This is a genomic window from Proteus alimentorum (assembly GCF_002607735.1).
Taxonomy (GTDB): Bacteria; Pseudomonadota; Gammaproteobacteria; order Enterobacterales; family Enterobacteriaceae; genus Proteus; species Proteus alimentorum.
The window spans coordinates 184,143-204,249 of record NZ_NBVR01000024.1 but is presented as its reverse complement, the minus strand read 5'-3'; the positions used below and the strand labels follow the sequence as shown (position 1 = coordinate 204,249).

General features: G+C 38.4%; 11 protein-coding genes. 8 read left to right on the top strand and 3 right to left on the bottom strand.

From position 1 onward, the window contains the following. Positions 1–152 precede the first annotated feature (152 nt). Together sgrR and mutH are read left to right on the top strand one after the other, a co-directional pair. Positions 153–1,832 (top strand): HTH-type transcriptional regulator SgrR, encoded by a 1,680-nt coding sequence (gene sgrR, locus B6258_RS07840; protein WP_099074791.1) that lies wholly within the window; start codon positions 153–155, stop codon positions 1,830–1,832. A gap of 623 nt (positions 1,833–2,455) precedes the next feature. Further along, a complete protein-coding gene (gene mutH, locus B6258_RS07835; protein WP_099074790.1) occupies positions 2,456–3,133 on the top strand; it encodes a DNA mismatch repair endonuclease MutH in 678 nt (225 codons plus the stop codon). A 101-nt stretch (positions 3,134–3,234) separates the two neighbouring features. Here mutH and speB read toward each other — a convergent pair whose 3' ends face one another. Together speB and speA are read right to left on the bottom strand one after the other, a co-directional pair. Next, on the bottom strand, positions 3,235–4,155 hold the full coding sequence (speB, locus tag B6258_RS07830; protein WP_036912424.1) for an agmatinase: 921 nt from the start codon (positions 4,153–4,155) through the stop codon (positions 3,235–3,237). Between the two features lie 103 nt (positions 4,156–4,258). Then, on the bottom strand, positions 4,259–6,166 hold the full coding sequence (gene speA / locus B6258_RS07825; RefSeq protein WP_099074789.1) for a biosynthetic arginine decarboxylase: 1,908 nt from the start codon (positions 6,164–6,166) through the stop codon (positions 4,259–4,261). Between the two features lie 688 nt (positions 6,167–6,854). Here speA and metK point away from each other — a divergent pair. Then, positions 6,855–8,009: a methionine adenosyltransferase gene (metK, locus tag B6258_RS07820; RefSeq protein ID WP_099074788.1), complete on the top strand. Its 1,155-nt coding sequence runs from the start codon at positions 6,855–6,857 to the stop codon at positions 8,007–8,009. A gap of 185 nt (positions 8,010–8,194) precedes the next feature. On the opposite strand, the gene bcsG is transcribed toward metK, so the two are convergent. After that, a complete protein-coding gene (gene bcsG, locus B6258_RS07815; RefSeq protein WP_099074787.1) occupies positions 8,195–9,940 on the bottom strand; it encodes a cellulose biosynthesis protein BcsG in 1,746 nt (581 codons plus the stop codon). A gap of 861 nt (positions 9,941–10,801) precedes the next feature. Here bcsG and bcsR point away from each other — a divergent pair. From bcsR to bcsC, 5 genes are read left to right on the top strand one after another with little or no spacing between them, the layout of a single operon-like run. After that, positions 10,802–10,993: a cellulose biosynthesis protein BcsR gene (gene bcsR, locus B6258_RS07810; RefSeq protein WP_099074786.1), complete on the top strand. Its 192-nt coding sequence runs from the start codon at positions 10,802–10,804 to the stop codon at positions 10,991–10,993. 8 nt (positions 10,994–11,001) lie between these two features. Further along, complete coding sequence (locus B6258_RS07805; protein ID WP_099074785.1) at positions 11,002–11,739, top strand: cellulose synthase operon protein YhjQ/BcsQ; 738 nt, start codon at positions 11,002–11,004, stop codon at positions 11,737–11,739. Then, positions 11,739–14,324, top strand: a complete 2,586-nt coding sequence (bcsA, locus tag B6258_RS07800) for a UDP-forming cellulose synthase catalytic subunit (RefSeq protein WP_099074784.1) — start codon at positions 11,739–11,741, stop codon at positions 14,322–14,324. The genes B6258_RS07805 and bcsA overlap by 1 nt, the downstream gene beginning before the upstream one ends. A 59-nt stretch (positions 14,325–14,383) precedes the next feature. After that, positions 14,384–16,705 carry a cellulose biosynthesis cyclic di-GMP-binding regulatory protein BcsB gene (gene bcsB / locus B6258_RS07795; protein WP_099074783.1) on the top strand — a complete coding sequence of 774 codons (2,322 nt, stop codon included), beginning with the start codon at positions 14,384–14,386 and terminating at the stop codon, positions 16,703–16,705. 3 nt (positions 16,706–16,708) lie between these two features. Further along, positions 16,709–20,035 carry a cellulose synthase complex outer membrane protein BcsC gene (gene bcsC, locus B6258_RS07790; RefSeq protein ID WP_099074782.1) on the top strand — a complete coding sequence of 1,109 codons (3,327 nt, stop codon included), beginning with the start codon at positions 16,709–16,711 and terminating at the stop codon, positions 20,033–20,035. The last annotated feature ends 72 nt before the right edge of the window (positions 20,036–20,107 follow it).

Genomic DNA, 20,107 nt, shown 5'->3' with positions numbered 1-20,107 from the left:
CTGGCCGGTAATCACCGAATGCTCAAATGGGGGAGTCTGTCAGTATTCGTAATTTGCGATAACTAACATGAGAGCTAACTTTAAACACAGACATTATCGGTCTAATATAAGGAAATTAAAATTGATCACTTTATCAAGGGATTTCCTCTTTTATGACCTCTGCCCGCTTAGAGTTACAATTTATTCGCTTATGGCAAGCCTTTCAGGGAAAAACAACTGAAACAACGTTACAAGAATTAGCGCAAACCCTGCATTGCACACGTCGTCATGTCCGCTCTTTATTAAATAAGATGCAAGAAATAGGTTGGATAAATTGGCAAGCAGAAGTCGGTCGAGGTAAAAAATCCACGCTTATTTTTCATTCTAATGCACTTGAGATCCAGCAAAATCGCGCTGAAAGGCTGATAGAAGAAAATGATATAGAAAAGCTTGTCGCGCTGATGGGTGATAAAGATTCTGTCCGCCAAATGGTGCTTTCACAAATTGAAAAAAGTTTTCATCCGAATCAACAACTTCTGCGTATTATTTATTATCGCCCCTTTCATAATTTATTACCGGGAACACCACTAAGACGCTCTGAATTGCATTTAATGAGTCAAATATTTAACTCATTAGTCCATTTAAAAGAGGAAAATGGGGAAGTCGAAGCTGAATTAGCTCATCATTGGCAAATGATCACAGAGCAACATTGGCGATTTTATTTACGTCCTTCTATCTATTTCCATCATGGTCGTGAGCTCACTCTTGAAGATATCAGCACATCTTTAATAAGAATGAAACACTGCAACCCTCTTTATGCACATATAGAACAAATTTCCTCACCTCAACCTTATGTGCTCGATATTTTTTTAAGCGAAGCAGATAAGCAATTTGCAACGTTATTAGGGAGTCCACAAGCCGTTATTTTGCCGCAAGAATGGGCATCACTCCCCTCTTTTGCACAACGCCCTATTGGTACAGGCGCTTATCAAGTTATCGCTAATGATAAACATAAGTTGCAAATCAAAGCCTTTAATCGCTATTTTGGCTTACGGGCATTATTAGATGAAATTGATATTTGGGTCGTTCCTGAACTAAATAACAAAATGGTCTGTTCAACGATTCATTTAACAGATGACGATACCAATAAAGATCCACTAGAAAGCCGTAAAGAGGAAGGATGTTATTTTCTGCTCTATGATAGTCGCTCAAAGCAGTGCCAGCAGACTGAAATAAGAGAATGGTTAAGCAGCGTGTTAACACCGGTTAATATGCTGACGCATTGTGATCCATTCTATCAACGCCATTGGTCTCCTGCTTATGGATTATTACTTCATTGGCATCACAGTAAATTAATCCGCCAACATTCCAAACCTGACTCATTAACAAAACTAACTGTCACGCTTTATAAAGAGCATCATGAATACAGCACTATTGCCGATTTAATCAAAAATATTTTATCTCAGTATGATATTGAACTGACCATTCAAATACTTGATTATGAACAATGGTATTACGGTGAAGCTAATAGTGATATTTGGTTAGCGACAGTGAATTTTTACAAACCTTTAGAGTTCTCAATTTTTGCTGCTCTTTATGAATTACCCCTCTTTCACCAATGTTTAGGAAACTCGTTTTCACAAGAGCTCACATTATGGCATCAAAAATCGTTGCCACTCGAAGAGTGGTGTCGCCAGCTAACACAAGATATTTGGCTTTATCCTCTATTTCACCATTTACTCGAGCTACAAGGCCAGAGAACCATACGCGGCGTCAAAATGAATACTTTTGGCTGGTTTGATTTTAAATCAGCGTGGTTTACACCTGATATCGATACACCAAGGTTAAAATAGGTTATTGTCTCTTTTCAGTATTCAAATTGGCCATTATTTGCGTTAATTCACAGAAACCTTGAAAGTTATAAACACCCATATAAACGCTCAGGGGATTTATTCACTTTTTCTGTGGATATCTATGTGAAAAAGAGTGAGATAATCAGGGTATAGTTTTTGTATTGTTAGAAAAGCTGTTGATACAAATTTTAAAATATCACTTATAATTCAAATTAGTAGCTAAATTTCAATGCCTATTTCAGCGATTGGATAAAACAATTAAAACCCCCTCGCGCTTAAATCGTACAAAAAATAGACTCGGGGTGTTTTATCCACAGGTTATGCCGATTAGTTAGACAAAATAGGATAATTTTGGCAAATATCTGCAAAAGTCAAGGCTGTAAATCAGAACAGTGATCTCACTTTCTGTGAGTTATCCCATAAAGCTGTGGATAACCTAGTGTAAAAGCCTGTTTATGATTTCAGGATAACCGTGCACAACTTGAAATTATAAATTTCAATTGGCGAATTAACTCAAAAAAATGATGATATATCATGCTATTATAATTTAAATAAAATAAAGCTAAATACGTTATCAACAACCTGTTTTTTCTGTCTATTATTTATACAAGAAGATGATAAGTATGTTTACGCCACCAGTTGCACCCGAAAATGAACATGTTTTATTAGAGCGAGCAAAAGCGCTTGCGGGTTATACTTTTGGTGAACTTGCCGCTTTTGCACAACTTCCTATCCCAATGGATCTTAAAAGAGATAAAGGCTGGGTAGGTATGTTGTTGGAATATTATTTAGGTGCAAGTGCAGGCAGCAAACCAGAGCAAGACTTCAGTGAATTGGGTATTGAACTCAAAACAATTCCCATTGATAGATTTGGTATGCCTTTAGAAACGACGTTTGTCTGTGTCGCAGCATTAACCGGAAACAGTGGTATTACATGGGAAAATAGCCATGTAAAACGTAAACTCTCAAAAGTGTTATGGGTGCCTGTTGAAGGAGAAAGGGGAATACCATTAGCACAACGTCGCGTCGCCTCTCCGTTACTTTGGAGCCCTAATAGGACGGAAGAAGAACTATTACGTCATGATTGGGAAGAGCTAATGGATATGATTGTGTTAGGCAAAGTAGAAAGCATTACCGCACGCCACGGACAAGTCTTACAAATCCGCCCAAAAGCCGCGAACAGTAAAGCATTAACAGAAGCTATTGGCGAAAATGGACAACGTATTATGACCTTACCCAGAGGCTTCTATTTAAAAAAGAATTTTACAGCCCCCCTACTTGCCCGTTATTTTCAACTTTAGTTTTTATCCCTCAAAAATACTCAATCTGTATATAGATAAAATACAAAAAAGCGATACCTAACAGATATCGCTTTGTCTTTATTTTCTGGGGTTAACAGAAATTATTTTTTGGCTGCTTGCAGATATAACATATCCAGAGCAATAGTTGCCCCTGCAAGTGCGGTAATATCTGATTGATCGTAAGCTGGAGAAACTTCAACTAAATCCATACCGACAATATTTAACGGTTGTAATGCGCGTAAAATTTTCAGTGCTTTATCTGTTGTTAAACCGCCTACAACTGGTGTGCCTGTTCCTGGTGCAAATGCAGGATCAAGACAATCAATATCAAAAGTTAGGTAAACAGGTAAATCACCAACAATGCCTTTTATCTGATCAACGAGATCAGTCACACCGCGATCGTTAACTTGCGCAGCATCCAATACAGTGAAACCATTATCACTGTCATGATCAGTACGAATACCAATTTGAACAGAGTGGTTAGGATCGATTAATCCTTCATTTGGTGCATGGAAGAACATGGTACCGTGGTCAAATTTACTGCCATTACCATAAGTATCGGTATGCGCATCAAAATGCACTAATGCCATTTTACCAAAGTGTTTTGCATGGGCGCGTAATAAAGGTAATGTGACAAAATGGTCACCACCAAAGGTTAAACATTTTTTACCTGCCGCTAATAACTTCTCTGTATGAGCTTGTAATTTATCGCTCATATCCTGTGCATCACCAAAGTTAAAGACTAAGTCACCACAATCGACAACGCTTAAACGTTCACGCATATCGAAATCCCACGGCCAACGGTTACCTTCCCACGCTAAATTCGTTGAGATTTGACGAATAGCGCCTGGCCCATGACGAGTTCCTGCACGACCTGATGTTGCCATATCAAAAGGCACACCCGTAATAACCCAATCTGCATCACTGCTGTAAGGCTGAAAATTCAATGGAAAACGTAAAAAACCAAATGCATTAGAGATCAATGAATTATCAGTCTCATTACCTAACGTACTATTTTTCATGCTATTACCTCTGTTACTTATTTAAAATAAGCAACATACAATCAATATGATAGATAAAGAGTGATGTTTAAAAACATCACTCTTGCATTGGAAATGCTAAGAATTACTCTTCTTCTTCCAGATACGTATAACCGTATAAACCACTTTCAAATTCAGTCAGGAATTGCTCTTGTAACGCTTTATCTAACTGTGCATTTTTTACTTGGGTACGGAAACGATCTAACAGCACGGTAGGGTTTAACTTAACGTACTGGAGCATATCAGCAACCGTATCGCCCTCTTCACTTTGTACGTAAGTCAGATTACCTTTCTCATCAAGGTAAACGTCAACAGCTGCTGTATCACCAAATAAGTTATGCATATTGCCTAAAATTTCCTGATAAGCCCCTACCATAAAGAAACCGATCATGGGTGGATATTCAGGATCATAAGCTGGCATCGGCATTGTTGTTTCAACACCATCACCATCAACATAATGGTCAATAATACCATCTGAGTCACAAGTGATATCGAGTAACACTGCGCGACGATCAAGCGGTTTATCTAACCCTTCTATCGGTAATACAGGGAATAACTGGTCGATACCCCATGCATCAGGTAAAGATTGGAACAGTGAGAAGTTAACATAGAACTTATCTGACATACGTTCTTGTAACTCATCAATAATAGGACGATGAGCACGATTACTCGGATCTAAATCGTACTGAATACGACGACAGATATTCAAATACAGCTCTTCTGCCCATGCACGCTCTGTCAGGCTTAACATGCCGTGAACATATTGAGTATGCACATCGTGTAAGTCTAATTGGCTATCATGTAACCATTCACGTAATGAACGGCTATGCCCCTTAGTTTGCATCTCTTCCCATGTTTCCCAAAGGCTTGCAATCGGTCTTGCAGCATCATCTTCAGGGGGAGTAATTGCTGTAAATTCATTACGTTCAACACCAATCACATTAGAAATTAATACGGTATGGTGTGCCGTTAATGCTCGACCTGATTCAGTAATAACCGTTGGATGTGGTAAATCGTTTTCATCACATGCGTCACCAATCGCCCAAATAACGTTATTGGCATATTCATTAAGGCCATAGTTAACAGAGCAATCAGATTGTGAGCGTGTACCTTCATAATCCACACCTAAACCACCACCCACATCGAAATACTGAATATTTACGCCTAATTTGTGCAGTTCAACATAGAAGCGTGCAGATTCACGAACACCGGTTGCGATATCACGGATATTCGCCATTTGTGATCCCAAATGGAAATGCAGTAATTGCAAGCTATCTAAACGGTTCGCTTGGCGTAACATATCAATTAATTGCAGAACTTGAGTCGCGGCTAAACCAAATTTTGATTTTTCACCACCACTGGCCTGCCATTTGCCTGATCCTTGAGAAGCAAGACGAGCGCGAACGCCTAAACGTGGAATAACTTCTAAACGTTCAGCTTCTTCAAGAACCATTTTAATCTCAGACATTTTCTCAATGACTAAGAAAACTTTATGCCCAAGTTTTTCACCAGTGAGTGCTAAACGAATATATTCACGGTCTTTATAGCCATTACACACAATCACAGAACTTGTCATATTGGCATGAGCAAGTACTGCCATTAATTCTGCTTTAGAGCCCGCCTCTAAACCTAAAGGCTCACCTGCATTCACTAATGACTCAATAACACGACGTTGTTGGTTTACTTTAATCGGATAAACCAAAAAGTAATCACCTTTATAGCCGTAAGATTCACGCGCGCGATGAAATGCAGCATTAATTGAGCGTAAACGATGTTGTAATATTTGAGGAAAGCAAAAAAGCGCAGGTAAGCGCAGATGTGATTGCTCTTCTTGAACTCGTTTAACCAGCTCAGTTAAATCAAACGTTGCATCAGGAACATCAGGATTAGGACAAACACTAATATTTCCCCGATTATTCGCTAAATAGTAACCGCCCCCCCAATATGCAATATTATAGGTCTGCTGCATCTTACGAGCGATGTTATCATTCATGACATTCTCCTTAGGGAGTATGAGTTTATACCTTGCCTGTCACTATAGTAGTCAATTATCTGACAAAAATCTGAAACGACTGATAAATAACAGTTGGAAGTTATGACTCACTATATATTTTTATAGGATTATCCAGCTATACGCAGGACATAATAGTAGAAAGTGCTTGAGTTAACTTATAACGGGTTAACACAATCACCTATTGGCAAGTAACAGACAACTTCGCTCTAAAGAGAAAGAGCTCAAAGAGGAAATTACTCTAGATATACTACGTGTATAGTATTGGCGAGTACTGTTTTGGTTTTTGAAAAAACTAACCTGCAGACAATGGATCATTACCCATTCACTCCACACATGGCTTAAACCTATAAGCCATTTCCCTAACAGAGAAACAGGATCAAAAATCCTGCGGTTTACACTGTGTTCAGATTTCACAGTAACCGCGTGGTTATACCTTTAGTTAGTTAAAAATGCAAAGCAAAAAGTACAAAAAACGCTTTTTTCTCTAATCGCGATTTTCTCAACATAAAAATAACGGGTAGCAAAAATAAGATTAACTGTTTGATTCTGCTTTCCCCCTATATTTGATTAAAAAAAGCTGGAATTAAAGAGAGAAGAGTCATAAAATAGACGTCTAGATGTTAAAACATCCATCCTTAAACCGTTTGTATTAAGGTAACGAAATATAATGACTACACACCTTTTTACTTCTGAATCAGTCTCAGAAGGTCATCCAGATAAAATTGCAGATCAGATTTCTGATGCTGTTTTGGATGCAATTTTAGAACAAGATCCAAAAGCACGCGTTGCCTGCGAAACTTACGTTAAGACAGGCATGGTTATGGTAGGCGGAGAAATTACCACCAAAGCTTGGGTCGATATCGAAGAAATTACACGTAACACTGTTCGTGAAATCGGCTACACCAGTTCCGACATGGGCTTTGATGCTAATTCCTGCGCAGTTATCAGTGCGATTGGTAAACAATCTCCTGATATCAACCAAGGTGTTGACCGTGCAAATCCATTAGAACAAGGCGCTGGCGACCAAGGTTTAATGTTTGGTTATGCAACCAACGAAACTGACGTATTAATGCCTGCTCCAATTACTTATGCTCATCGCTTAGTTCAACGCCAAGCACAAGTTCGTAAAAGTGGGACTTTACCTTGGTTACGCCCTGATGCGAAAAGCCAAATTACCTTCCAATATGACAACAATAAAGTTGTTGGTATTGATGCGGTTGTATTATCAACTCAGCATTCTGAAGATATTTCACAAAACGATCTGCATGAAGCGGTGATGGAAGAGATCATTAAACCCGTTCTGCCAGCAGAGTGGTTAAATGAACAAACTAAATATTTCATCAATCCAACAGGTCGTTTTGTTATCGGTGGACCAATGGGTGACTGTGGTTTAACCGGTCGTAAAATCATTGTCGATACTTACGGCGGCATGGCTCGCCATGGCGGTGGCGCTTTCTCTGGTAAAGATCCATCGAAAGTTGACCGTTCAGCAGCTTATGCTGCTCGTTATGTTGCGAAAAACATCGTTGCAGCAGGTTTAGCTGATCGTTGTGAAATCCAAGTTTCTTACGCAATCGGTGTGGCAGAGCCAACATCAATTATGGTAGAAACATTTGGTACTGAAAAAGTCCCAACAGCACAACTGATCCTGTTAGTGCGTGAATTCTTTGACTTACGTCCTTATGGATTAATTCAAATGTTAGATTTACTGCACCCAATCTACCAAAAAACGGCAGCTTACGGTCACTTCGGGCGTCCTGAATTCCCGTGGGAAGCAACAGATAAAGCTGAAATCTTACGTGAAGCAGCTGGCTTAAAATAAGTCTCTTGCCATAACGCCACGTTATTGATTTGAATAAAACCACATCTTTATGGATGTGGTTTTTTTATGGCTTCTGTTTATAAATCCCATAAAAAAACCCCGCAATCATACGGGGATCTCAATAAGAGAAAACGAGAACATAGATTTATGATGAAACGATTTTTATTATAAAAAGCGATAAAAAATTAGTTAGGGTAATTAATCCACTCACCTCCATTTAATTTGATATAAGACTGCCCTTGATAATCAACCACAACCGTGGCTTGGTTTTCCGCAACATTGGCAGTGCGAGGAAGTTCACTGGCTAATGCATCCCAATCAATAACAGATTGATTAAAGACATCGCCATTCACATTACGAGAGATAAACGCAGAAATAGCTAAATAGCTACTTGGTTCATCGATAATCACAGGAGGATAAAATTGTGCTCGGTCTTTTATTCCAGTGAAACGAATACCAACAGGTACGGTAGTAATGCCTTGGCTTGGAATATCTCTTAACCCTGACATTTGCGTCTTGTCGCCTTGTAAAGCCGCACCATGCTCAGGCACAATTACCACCATGACTTTTCTTCCTTTTTTATCTAGCTCATTCATAAAGCTATCTAAATTATCAAGTAATGCAGAGGCACGTTTACCATAATCAGCAGTGCTATTTTCACCTACATAACGGTTACCATCATGTAGTGATACCAAGTTCACAAAGGTCACTGTGCGGCTCTCATTAGACTGCTCACGTGCTTTCAACCAACGTTGTAATGTTTCCTTATCGTTGTAAATTTTAGTGCCATCAAATGCAGTAATTTGATGAGAAAGATTTTCTTGATCTTGTAAGGCGATATTAAGATTACCGAGTTGCTGAACTTCTTTGAGGTAATTACCAAACTTCCCGTTATGATCGAGTACCAATTTTTTGGCAAATCCTAACGATGATAAATTATCCATTAGTAAGCATTGTGTATCTGCGGGATCGTATAAATCAGCGTGGTGAGTCTGACCACAACTCGCGCGTAATAATCTTAACGATGCAGGACCACTATAAGAAGATACGGTATTAAAGTGGCTAAATAACACATCAAAGTTACCCCAAATTGGGTGTTCTTGTAGCCCAACAGCCGTCGCATCAGCGGTAGATAGTGAACAAATATTAATAATCAAGATATCAAAAGGCTGAGCATTGGCGGCTAACTGCGTAGGAAATGGTGTTGTACGTTTTTTCTCGTAACCATAAAACTGTGTGAGCCAATCATCCAATACCTTATTATTGACCTTCTGTTTTTGTGGTGGATAAACGGTACTCATTGATGCGGTTTCTGCCTCTTTAGTCGATACAACTTCAGGGGATACTTGCGGTTCGACAGAGGCTGGCAATACTTCAGGAGCTTTGACTACTGCCGTGCTTTTTTCAGTATTAATGTTACTTTCTTGCATAAAAGTATTCGCTGAAACAGAAGGCACCACACCTTGAGAAATATGAGTAAACCCACCAATATTTAGCCACAATACACCTGCAATAATAAAAACAGACACCCTTACCCATTGTTCAATAAAAAGGTAACCCACGAACAAAATAAAGGCGACACCTATCATTTTGATATTGATAAAGTTAACAGTTAACTCAACAAGGTAATCGAAGGAAAACTGTTTAAGTTGCCCACCTTGGGCAAGTACCGTTGAAAAACGGGGTAACCAAGTATCATGGTAAAATAAAACTATCCCTATTGGGATTGCGGCCCAATTACGCATTTTATGCCAAATATTTTTTGGTAATGGGAACAATAAAAAAGCAAGAAAAAGTAAATTGCTAAAAGCATCAAAATTTAAATAACCATACCAAAGCAAAACAAATTTTAGTAAAAAATAGAAATTCCATGCTCCCAACCCATGCCAGTAATGTAAAAAATCGAACTGGGTTTTATTAGATTTGTTCATTTTGATTTCCTACTCTTTAGTATAAATAAATCCAATTCGACAGCTATATGATTACTCATATCTGTCTTTTTATTACTTCTGATATTTAATTAACTACTAAACAAACATATAAGAGAATATTTATTTAAAACCAAGTAAAAACCCTTAAATAAAAAATAACGAAAAAGAAAACATCGTCAGAAAAACACTGACCTCTTATATAAAAGAAAAATTATGCTAGACAACTTATTTAAGTTGGGTTTAAAAATAAAACACTCAACGTTCTATTTATATAATAGCGTCTATTTTTAAAAATGATGCTTTATTTACATTAAATAATGAAACACAGAGTTATCTTATTTTTATATTTAGAAACAAATACAAAATAAAGCACACATCAATAACACTCAATGACAATTAATAAACAAAATTAGCAATAAATAAACAAACACCAAAACACAAGAACACAAGCAATCAATAAAAGACTGAAATTCAATGATTTTTATATTAAAAGTGATGCAGATCAATATACAATAATGATCATCGGATTTTAACATTTTAATATATTGTTATAAACAGCTAATTCACATTTATTTTTTATTGATTTTTTGTAGCTAAACTCTTTCAGTTATTATTTGAAAAATACAGCTTTAAAAATAAAAAATATAAATACAAAAAGGAAATCCAACATCCATCATTTATAAAAAAAAGAAAATAAATATCTATTTTATGTGTTTTTACGTAATTGAAATAATGCATTTAAAAGCCTATTCTAAAATAGACACCTTAATTAAAGATAACGAATAAATCCTTAACCACTATTTTATCAAAAATTTTAACTTTGATAGTGGCTTATTTTTCTTTTATCTAGAGGTTATTAAAATGAAAAATAAAAATTTTATTAACTCAAATGTAAAAATAGAAAAAAACAATCTAAATAAGGACATTGACAAACTAAAAAAATTATTTTCATTAAATAACTATCACTATCAGGATATTAATAATGAAGAAGAAAATCGTGTGCTTATTTATCGCTGGCCATTACTTAATGCATTTCATTACACGACTAAATGAGGCTAATTATGCCACTTATTGTATTAAAAGGGCTCCGAGGTGGAGTGGGTACAACGTCCACGGCAATTGCGCTTGCTCTGCAATTTAATCAACAAAATAAAGAAGTGCTTATTATTGATAATTGCACTGAAAATATTTTGTCTTTTTATTTTCCAGTACAGCAAAAAAGTACCACATTAAGTCAGGCATTATTAGCAGAAACGCCAATAGAGGAGAGTATTTTTTACTATCGACCACACTACCAAGTGTTACCTTTTGGTTGGGTTAATATGAAGGATAATTTGCTCTTACAATTGTCATTTTCAGCAAAACAACGTCTTACCCATTTTTTAACGACATTTATTCAACTGCATCCTGATGCCATTATTTTAATGGATTTACAGCATACGCAAGACACCCTTTTCACGCCTTGGATAGAAAAAGCAGATATTTTCTTCACCGTGGCAATGGCAGAAAGCAACTGTCATATTCGGCTTAACCAGCACGCTTTTATCAAAAATGAATATGTATTGATTAACCAGTTTCGTGCCACCAGCCAAATTCATCAAGATTTTTATCAATTTTGGCAAACGACACCCTTTCCATTATGCCCTGTCGTTCTTCATCGAGATGAAGCCTCACTAGAGGCCTGTGCCTCACGTTTACCTTTATATGATTACCGAGCTAATTGCATGTTAGTAGAAGAAATATTGCAACTCGCTCAATGGTGTTTTTCGTTATTTGAGAGGAAAGAAGGACAGCCATAATGCCATCATCTTACGATGCCACGAATAAAGTCGAAAAGAATGTGACACAACATATTCTTATTCGTTACTACACGTTTTATCGCCATAACGGTGCATCTCGTAGCGCAGCTATTGTTAGCGAGCTATTTATGGGCATTATGTGTTTTTTTTTACGGATGGAGTCCCCTTTTTGGCGAAAAATTGCCAGAAAACAACGAGCGCTATATCCTCATATTGATCCTCGTTGCCCTAAAGTTTTTGATCCTCTGCGCTATTTGTTACAAAGCATTTGGCTAGCTTGCCATTATGTTGCACATTTACTGATTAAAAAACCCACACAATTTATTTTCTATATTCGAAAAACATACAAAAAACTTTTTGTTCATGTTTCTCCTATTGCGATTGAACTCATTGAAAATAAGAAAAAAAACACACCATTTTGGCTATATACTCTCTACTCTGTCATCGCTATTTTTGCCATCTTCTTTATTTTACTCAGTATCACTCAACCGTTTGATCTTACATTCCAGTTTGTTTTTGTGATTGTTCTTTGGTTGGTTGCTTTAGCTATCCGCGATATTCCGGGTCGTTTTGCTTCAATCGCCATGATTATGTTGGCGCTGACCATTGCATGTCGATACATTTGGTGGCGTTATCAATCTACCCTTTATTGGATTGATAATTTCAGCCTATTTTGTGGTTTACTGCTTTTACTGGCTGAAACTTACGCATGGTGCGTGCTATTCCTTAGTTTTATGCAATGTATTTGGCCACTGCATCGAAAACCTGTTTCTATGCCTGAAGACATTACACAATGGCCAAGCGTTGATATTTTTATTCCTACCTATAACGAAGATCTACAAGTTGTAAAACCCACAATCTATGCCAGCTTAAACTTAGATTGGCCTAAAGATAAGCTCACTATTTATCTGCTTGATGATGGTGCTCGCCCTGAATTTAAAGCATTTGCTCAAGAAGTCGGCATTCGTTATATCGCACGAGAAAAGCATGATTTTGCTAAGGCGGGTAATATCAATCATGCCTTAACACTTGCTTCTGGTGAATTTGTTGCCATTTTTGACTGCGACCATATTCCAACACGTTCATTTCTACAATTCACTATGGGATGGTTTTTAAAAGATGAAAAAATGGCTTTGGTACAAACACCTCACCATTTTTTCTCACCCGATCCTTTTGAGCGTAATTTAGGTAATTTTCGTGAAACCCCCAATGAAGGCACACTCTTTTATGGGTTAGTTCAGGATGGTAATGACACTTGGAATGCGGCGTTTTTCTGTGGATCGTGCGCAGTGTTACGTCGTACTGCATTAGATGAGATTGGTGGCATTGCTGTTGAAACAGTTACAGAAGATGCGCATACCTCATTACGCTTACACCGTCATGGCTGGCGATCTGCTTATATTCGCATTCCACAAGCCGCTGGTTTAGCGACAGAATCATTATCCGCACATATAGGTCAACGTATTCGGTGGGCGAGAGGAATGGTACAAATATTCCGACTTGATAATCCACTCTTTGGTAAAGGTTTAAGCCTACCGCAACGTCTTTGTTACTTAAATGCCATGTTGCACTTTTTTTCTGGCATTCCGCGGATGATCTTCTTACTCGCACCACTGACGTTTCTTATTTTCCATGCTTATATCATTTATGCACCTGCGATTGCTATCGCTCTCTATGTTGTGCCGTATTTGATCCATATTTCACTCGCTAGTGCGAAGTTACAAGGTGCTTATCGCCACTCATTTTGGGGTGAGGTTTATGAAACGATTTTAGCGTGGTACACCACTCGCCCAGTGTTAAGTACCCTTTTCTCTCCTCATAAAGGAACTTTCAACGTGACTGGCAAAGGTGGCGTCATGGAAGAAGGCTTTGTCGATTGGCGAATTAACCGCCCTTACTTACTCTTTCTCAACCTAAACTTGCTAGGTGTTTTGTTTGCTTTTTGGCGCATTACAACGGGCGATCCCGATGAAGCATGGGCTGTTGCCATGTGTTTATTATGGGTTTGTTATAACCTTATCTTACTCGGTGTTGCGATTGCCGTTTCTGTCGAAACAAAGCAACAACGCCGTTTTCCTCGCGTGCGCGTTAAAGTTCCGGCCATGTTGCTGTTAAATAATGGTGCTCTCTATCGCTGTTATCTCTATGATTTTTCTGATAATAGCTGTGCAATTTTATTGCCTGACAATATCATACTTTCACTCTCTCAAAATGAAAGTATCACACTATTACTCAGTCAAAATCAGCGTGAATATGCTTTTAAAGCTAACATTTCACGTATTGATGGACAAATTATTGGGTTACAACTCCTTGAAATGACAACGCAAAAATCTATCGAATTTACTGCTTGTACTTTTGAGCGAGCCGATACTTGGGCTAATTGGCAAAATGAACTTCCAACCGACAGACCTTTAAGTAGTCTCAAGAACATTATTTTTATCAGCATGCAAGGTTATAACACCTTATTAAAACGTGCTCCTTACTTTATTTACGCCACTTTTCGCTTACTCGGTCTCTTTTTGCTGTGGCTTTCATCGTTACTCCCTCAACGCGTTAATGTTTCACAAATATTTCATCAGTCTTGAAGGAAAAACTCAGTTTTCTGGGAATTTATTAATAAACAATAAGATCATGGGTAACAATAATGAAAAAACGCTTTCTCATATTTGCCTTATTTATGCTCACTTCTTCAGCTCATGGAGATGAAACGCAAGAAGCGCAAACCACTATTTCAGAGCCACCCATTACAATAACGGCAGCGGCTCCTGATGTTATTTCTCAAGCAGAGCCAAGAAATACACAATTACCTTCTGCGGATGTCACGCCTTCAGCTCGCCAAAAGATATTAAAATTTGCAGAGACAGCGCCTAGTTATGGCGCGATCCATTTGACGGGTGTTAGCCCTGATGGCTATTTAGAATTTGGTGTACGTAGTGATGAATATGTTTCAAAAGCTACCCTCGATTTAGAATTCACACCGTCTCCGTCACTACTTCCTGTAGAATCCCATCTTAATGTCTATTTAAATGATGAATTGATGGGCGTCATCACCTTAAAACAGGAAGACTTAGGTAAGAAAAACCAAATTACGATACCCATTAATCCTCTATTTATTCAAGATTTTAACCATATAAAACTCTCTTTTATTGGCCATTATCGTGAAATTTGTGAAAACCAAGCAAATACAACACTCTGGCTGGATGTAGGTAAAAGCAGTCAACTAAATCTGACCTTTCAATCACTCCGTTTAGGTAATGAATTAGCATACTTTCCAGAACCCTTTTTTGATAGCCGTGATTTTGGGGAATTAACACTGCCGATGGTTTTCAGCCAGTCACCTAATTTAGTTCAACAAAAAGCGGCTGCAATCCTCTCTTCTTGGTTTGGTACTCAAGTTGACTGGCGTAAACAAAATTACCCTGTTTATTATGATGCGCTACCAAATCAACACAGCATTATTTTTGCAACCAATAAACAAAAACCCACATTTTTAAAACAGCATCCCGATGTAAAAGCGCCAACCATCGAAATGCTGACGCATCCAACTAATCCTTATATTAAGTTACTTCTTATTATGGGACGTGATGATAACGATTTGATCACTGCCGTAAACGGAATAGCCCGTGGACAAGTTATCTTCAGAGGGAATATCGTCACCATTAATGAAGTAGAAAAATTGATCCCGCGTGAACCTTATGATGCGCCAAAATGGGTACAGTTAAATAAACCTATCTACTTTAATACGCTACAAGACTATGAAGGTCAGTTGCAATCTCGTGGATTAAAACCGAATCCGATTACATTAAATATGACGTTACCGCCTGATCTCTTTATGTTTAATAATACGGGATTACAAATGCAATTGCGTTATCGCTATACTGCTCCTGCATTTCAAGATGACTCTCGTATGTCTATCTCAGTAAACGACCATTTCATTAAAGCTTATCCCCTTGAGAAAGATAAAAAAGATAATCTTGTCATCGCTTATTTACCGCTTATTCAAGGCTGGATTGAGCATAAGAATTTATTGAATATTCCCGCCGTAAAACTGGGTGAGCGTAATCAAATTACCTTTGCCTTTGATTACATCAACCCCATTCTAGGGGGATCAGTAGATCAATGTATTACTTATCAACCTGTTCCAAATACGGTCGCCATTGATGATTTATCTAGTTTTAATTTTACAGGTGATTATCGACACTATATTGCGCTGCCTGACTTACGGGTTTACAGCCATGCAGGTTTCCCATTTAGCCGTTATGCGGATCTGTCTGAAACCTTGATTTTTGTTAATCAGCAACCGTCTCCAACACAATTATCTACCCTATTAATTTCAATGGGGAATATTGGTGCTCAAACAGGTTATCCGGCACTCAATGTTTCATTAACCAGTTCATTGGATGAAGTACAAAAAAGGGATGCTGACCTACTACTTATCGGAACCATTCCACCTGCATTAAATAATGATAAGCAGATGAACGTACTGATTGATAAAGCTCGTAGTGAAATCACGCTACCTTCTCGAGAAATCAGTATCTTTAGCCATACAAGTTATCAACCGACTGATAAACGTCCTGATAGTCGTATCTCTCTGACCTCAAAAGGATCAATGGGGGCGATTATTGGTTTCCAATCTCCATTCTTTTCACAACGTAGCGTTGTCGCATTATTAGCCGACAGTACGCAAGGTTACAAACTGTTAAATGAAGCAATGAGTGACAGTGGTAAGCGTGATGCTATGCATGGTTCTGTGGTATTAGTCAGAGAATCTGGTGTAAATAGCTTGCGTGTAGGTGATACTTATTTCGTCGGTTATTTACCTTGGTGGGAAGAGGTTTGGTATGTGTTTTCTTCCCACCCTATATGGCTTGGTTTAGCGGCAATTGTCGGCATTATTCTTGTCTCTCTTCTTATTTGGCGAGCAATGAAAATAAGAAGCCAACGTCGTTTAGCGGCTAAGGACTAGGCTATGTGGCAATTTGCACACACACATCACCACTCTGTTATTGCTCTCTTTTTGCTGACAGGCTTTTTGCCTGTCACGCAAGCCAGTGAAGAGACAACGGAAGCTTTTTTACAACAGCAAATGAGATTAGGAACATCCACGGGAAATGAAGCTTTAGTGGCTCAATCGTTGCATCGTTTAGCGTTAATTAAGCCTAATGATCCTAATATCTTATTAATGCAAATTCAATTTGCTGTAAAACAAAAGGACAATGCAAAAGCACAACAATTATTTGCCCAATTAGGGGCTCAATTTCCACAATCGGAGCAATATCAGCGTGCAATAAAAACCTTATCACTGACAACGGATGTTAATCGGCAAAAATTACAGCTAGCCCAGCTTTACCGTACTGCTGGGCGCTATGATGATGCGTTAAATTTATACGATGAGATTTATCGAGGAATACCGCCAGATGAGACGTTAGCACTAGACTATATTCAAGTGCTTATGCAATCTTCTCACGATGATAAGATGGATAGACTTGATCATATTTATCGCCAGTATCCTCAGAATGCGAAAATAGCAAGCTTCTACCAGCAACACGCCACAATAAACTCAGCGGTTATAACAAACACAACCCGTACGACTTCCACGGTAAAACCAAAAACAGATGTAGCCTCATTGCCGATTGCGACCTTAAAACAAAAAGCACGACAACAACCTGATAATGCGGATATTGTAGGTGCTTTGGGTGTCCGTTATTCTCGTGGCAATCAACGTGGCGCGGCTATTTTTTATCTGTCACAAGCGTTAAAATTATCACCCAATCATGATAATAGTGGTCAATGGCGAGCGATGTTGCAGGCCAACCAATATTGGCACCTTCTTTCAAAAGGTGATGAAGCGCTATTAAAACAAGATTATGAATTAGCTGAACGTTATTTTAACCAACTCAATAAGTTAAGCCCTTATGAAAGCGAGCCTTATATTGGTTTAGGCAATGTTGCGGTTGCACTGCACCAATTTGATCTGGCTGAAAGCCATTATTTGCAAGCCTTAAAATATCAACCCAATCACCCAGCAACGTTACATAGCCTCGCAAAACTTTATCGCCAACAGTCACATGATAAAGCACAACAATTTATTAATGGTTTAACGCCAAGACAATATAAAAATTTGGTAGAAGATTATGACTATATTATCTCGGGTATAAGGCAAGATTTAGCCGCGGATGATGAGCATAAAGAGCAATACCTTAGTGCGATTGAAAAACGTAAGGCAATTGCTAAAGATTATCCTAATGATGTTTGGAATATTTATCGCCTTGCCGATAATTTATTAATCACCCAGCAAGACGCTGTGGCTGAAGCATATTTTAATCAACTTAATCATCGTCTCCCTAATGATGCATCTCGCCTTTATGCCTATGCGCTATATCTCAATAAGACAGGACGGGAAACTCAAGCTCTTGATACGCTAAAAACGATCCCCTTCTCTCAACGCAGTGAGAGTATGAAAGCATTAGTTAGTCGATTACGTTTTGGTGAAATATTAGCGCATGCAGAGTCTTTACGTGCAAAAGGACAAGAACAACAAGCTGTTGATTATCTTTTTGCTCATATTCCGCCAGATCAAAAAATTCAGACTTATTTGCTATTAGCGGACTGGGCACAAGAGCGAAATAACCTTGAACAAGCTTTAAGTTATTACCATACCGCTCTAAATCTAGAACCTAACAATGAAACAGCACTATTAGGCGCAACAGATGTTACCTTAGCACAAGGACAAAAAGCACAGGCAAAATACTATCTTGCAAAAATAGAAACACTTTCCCCCAGACAGTTTAATAGCAACTCGATTAGACGCGTCGCCAATGCTGAAAAAGAAGTCGGAAATACAGAAAAAGCACAACACTATTTTGCTTATTTGGCACAACAAATTGAAACAGAGCCAGACAATGTTGATCCTTTAGTATTGCGCGATATTGCTCGTTTTCAGCGTGATGGCCAACATCGTCAGCAAGCTCACTATTATTACCAACAGGCCATGATCAAGGATGCAATAACAGATAGATTGCCAAAAGATAACATTGAGTACACCACGTTGATGCGTAATAACGAAAAGGATAATTGGCTGTCTCGAAGTTTACGCACAGATACTGACGCGCTTTATCGTCAACAAGAGTGGCGATTTACGCTTGAACATGATTATTGGGGATCTAGTGGTAGTGAAGGCTATTCAAAACTACGCGCCCATACCACTATGTTACAACTCAATCACCCAGTTTATGATGGTCGTTTTTTCTGGCGGGCAGACTTAGTTAATCTTAATAGTGGCAAACTGGATACATCACCTTATGACTCTAAATTTGGGACTTGTTACCGCACGGGTTGTTTCCCGCTAGAGCAAAAATCCTTTGGTGTTAGCCCTGCTATTGGCTGGGAAAATGGGCAATGGCAATGGGATCTTGGTACAACACCACTGGGTTTTGAAGTGACTGATTGGGTCGGTAAAATCGCCTATAGTCATGATCTTTTCAATGTAGGCTGGACACTTGATATTCACCGCCGCCCTGTTAATAGCGCTTTACTTGCTTTTGGTGGTCAACGAGATGTTTGGACTAACCAAACATGGGGCGGTGTTAGAAGGACTGGCGTTCGTTTAAGCGGAAGCTATGACTTAGGTGGAAAAGACGGTTATTGGGGCGAGGTTTCTATTGATAAATTGGCAGGTAAAAATGTTGAAGATAATAGCAGTGTTCGAGGAATGGGAGGCTATTATTATAAACTTATCAATGAGAACAACCGCCGCGTTTCTGTCGGGTTAAGTACGATGCTTTGGCATTATGACAAAGACTTAAGCGGATACACTTTAGGTCAAGGTGGTTATTATAGCCCTCAAAAATATGTCTCTTTAGGGATCCCGATAAATTATCGTGAACGTACTGAAAACTGGTCTTGGGAATTGTCCGGCGCTCTTTCTTGGTCTTACTCTCAAACGGATGACAGAAAGCGCTATCCTTTACAAAATCTCGTTTCTCCCGATAAATTCAAGCACTATCTGGATGAACTTAGCCCTGAAGATCGAGAAGAGATAATGAGGCTTTATTATCAAGAGCGAGATGCTGTTGATGAAGGAGACGCCAGCAACGGTTTTGGTTATACCACAAGAGCATTAGTTGAACATCGTATTACGCCACATTGGTTTATGGGTGCAGCTATCGATATTCAACAAGCAAAAAACTATACTCCAAGCCATGCATTAATGTACTTACGTTATTCCTTTGATGGTTGGAATGGTGATTTAGATTTACCACCAAATCCTCTTATTCCTTATGCTGACTTTAAATAACGTTCAATGCATTCAATACACAAACGGGAAGCACAGGCTTCCCGTTTAATTAATTCATTAAGAGTATCAGTA